We start from the raw sequence: 2,937 nt of genomic DNA, 5'->3' as shown, positions 1-2,937 counted from the left end.
GGGTGGGCCGCAAGGCGGCCGAGCGAGCGCTCAGGATAGAGACCCACGCCGCCGCCAACCAGGGGTTCGGCAGACTCTGGGCGCTGCTGGATCGCTGCACCGAGCGCAAGTGGGCCACCGTTGTGGTTCTGCTGGGTCTGGCCATGGGGATAGGCGGCTACCTGGTGAGCCTGAACCTGAAAGTGGGCGATCTGGACAGCGGGGCTACCGAGCTGCGCGCGGATTCCCGCTACAACAGGGACAACGCCTACATCACCGGCCACTACGCCCTCTCGAGCGATCTCTTTGCCGTCATGATCAAGACGGCGCCGGAGGGGTGCCTCGACTACCGTACCCTGATCCTGGCCGATCGCCTGGGGTGGGAGCTGCAGCAGCATCCCGGCGTACAGGCCACCAGCTCGCTGGTCAACGCGGTGCGCCAGATCACCGCCGGCACCTATGAGGGCAACCCGAGGCTCGCCAGCCTCCAGCGCAACCAGAACGTGCTGAACTATGCCGCCCAGCAGGCCTCGGTCAACACCCCGGAGTTGTTCAACACCGACTGCTCCCTGATGCCGGTGATCGCCTACTTGAAGGATCACAAGGCCGAGACCTTGAGCGGCGTGGTGGCCATCGCCGAGCGGTTTACCGAGGAGAACGGCACCGCGGATCGCCAGTTCCTGCTCGCCGCGGGCAGTGCCGGCATCGAGGCCGCCACCAACATGGTGGTGCATGAGGCCAACCGCACCATGTTGCTTTACGTCTATCTGGCGGTGACCCTGTTCTGCCTCATCACCTTTCGCAGCTGGCGGGCGACCGTGGTGGCGCTGGTGCCCCTGATGCTCACCTCGGTGCTGTGCGAGGCGCTGATGGTATTCATGGGGATCGGCGTCAAGGTGGCGACCCTGCCGGTGATTGCGCTCGGGGTCGGCATCGGAGTGGACTACGCGCTCTACCTGCTGAGCGTGCAACTGCACCATCAGCGCCAGGGCATGTCACTGGTGGACGCCTATCGCCAGGCCGTGGCCTTCACCGGCCGGGTGGTGGGGCTGGTGGGGATCACCCTGGCCGCCGGTGTGGTGGGCTGGATCTGGTCTCCCATCAAGTTCCAGGCCGACATGGGCATACTGCTCACCTTCATGTTCCTGTGGAACATGCTGGGGGCCCTGATCGGGGTGCCTGCGCTCTCCTACTTCCTGCTGTCCGGTACCGGGGCGGCAGCGGCCCGTGCACACCGGGAGGGGGATGTTCAAGAGGGCGGCAAGCCCTGCACCCCGGTGGGCGCCGACGCCAGCTAGCAAGACGACAGAACATGCAGAAGGAGAAAAAGAGCAGGGAGGCTGGATGCCTCCCTGCTCTCGTCTGGCCAATGCTCGGTTGTCTCAGCCGTAGGCGAGGCCGGCGCGTGCGGGTTGCGCCACCACGCCCTTGTGGCGGGAGCGCCAGGTGGCTGGCGGCATGCCGAACTGGGCGTTGAACCAGCGGGTGAAGGAGCTGGGCATGGAGTAGCCCAGCATGTCGGCGATGTGGCCGAGGGAGTAGCCGGAGTTTTGCAGATAACGCATCACCAGATCCCGGCGAACGTCGTTGACCAGTTCGCTGAAGGTGGCGCCGCTCTCTTCCAGATGACGCTGCAGGGTGCGCACGTTCATCCCCAGGGTGCGGGCGATCTGCTCTATGGTGGCGCGCCCCATGGGCAGCAGCAGGTAGACGGCCTTGCGTACGTCGGTCAGCAGGGATTGCTGGGTCTCCACCAGCAGGGTGTCGAGGTACTGGCGGGCATGGCGGGCCATGGCCTGGTTGGCCAGGGGATTCGGAATGTCCAGATCGGCGGCGTGACAGACGATGCCGTTGAACTCGCTGCCAAACTCCAGCTTGCAGCCGAACAGTCGCTTGTGGATGGTGAGGTCCGCCGGCGCATCATGGGTGAAGTTGACGCTGATGGGATGCCAGTTGGCGCCGACCCCGACCTGGGCCGCACAGAAGCGATACATGACGCCGACCGCGAGCTCGGTGGCCTGGCGTGAGGGCATGGGGGCGTCGGTGATGATCTCCTCGCGAATGATCACCGCCTTGCCCGCCTCCTCGATGAAGATGGCCAGGGCATTATTGAACAGGTGAATGTACTGGACTATGACCTGCAAGGCCTCGCGCAGGTTGGGCTGATAGCTCAGCAGCAGGCTTACCTCGCCAAAGTCCGACAGCTGACGATGCTCCGCCATGCGCAGGCCCAGGCTCTGGCAGTTCCCGGTCCGGGCGGACAGCTCGAGCAGGTTGACGATGGTGGAGACGGGGATGCGCTGATTGGGCACATCCAGAATGGAGGCGCTGAGGCCGGCTTGCGACAACAGGTTGGGGGTATTGAGGCCCAGCTGGCGGGCGATGTCGAGATAATTGGTGAGGGTGGCGGCTCTGGCAAGGAGGGTCATGATGCAATTTCCATGGCGACAGCTCATCTGCTGGTTGCTTGTTGTTAACTGGTTTTTATCATTTCATTTACAAGTTGGAAAGTGCTTATTAACTGATCTGTTAGTCTCGGGTGTCATGTGATGACCCTGTCCGTCAACCAACTTAATGGTCTTTCGAGTCCCGTTCTGCACAGACCTCTGATCCTCAGGTCACCCGGCTCCTGTCATATAAAGACAACTCCATGGCATCCAAGGTAAAGCAGCCGGGGAGCTGGCACCTTACTGTGGTCTTGATGTCATCCGGCCGTCGCCGGAGCGCCTGAACAGGGTAAGAGAGATGAAGGCATTTCAACCCGAGGCCACCGTATTGATCGTGCCCGGCCTGCGTGGGCATGTGGCAGACCATTGGCAGACTCTGCTCGCCGAGGGGCTTGAGAAGGTGGTGACAGTGCCGCCTTTAGACTCTGACACGCTGAGCTGCCAGGCCAGGGTCGAGGCCATCGCACAGACGCTGGAGCGCATCGACGGCCCGGTGATCCTGGTGGCTCAC

3 protein-coding genes are annotated in these 2,937 nt (G+C 63.2%); 2 read left to right on the top strand and 1 reads right to left on the bottom strand.

Going from position 1 to position 2,937, the window contains the following annotated elements; genetic code table 11:
* The coding region (locus tag BN1127_RS22315; protein ID WP_048824616.1) for an efflux RND transporter permease subunit at nucleotides 1-1,277 on the top strand (1,277 nt) is incomplete at its 5' end.
* Between the two features lie 84 nt (nucleotides 1,278-1,361).
* On the opposite strand, the gene BN1127_RS02805 is transcribed toward BN1127_RS22315, so the two are convergent.
* Entirely contained in the window at nucleotides 1,362-2,408 is a 1,047-nt protein-coding gene (locus tag BN1127_RS02805; protein WP_042648392.1) for an AraC family transcriptional regulator, read from the bottom strand.
* Between the two features lie 316 nt (nucleotides 2,409-2,724).
* On the opposite strand from BN1127_RS02805, the gene BN1127_RS02800 reads away from it, so the two are divergent.
* A partial coding sequence (locus tag BN1127_RS02800; RefSeq protein ID WP_042648391.1) for an alpha/beta hydrolase occupies nucleotides 2,725-2,937 on the top strand: 213 nt, incomplete at its 3' end.

Source organism: Aeromonas media (assembly GCF_000819985.1).
In the GTDB taxonomy this organism is placed as follows: Bacteria; Pseudomonadota; Gammaproteobacteria; order Enterobacterales; family Aeromonadaceae; genus Aeromonas; species Aeromonas media.
This window is presented reverse-complemented; position numbering and strand designations above follow the sequence as displayed.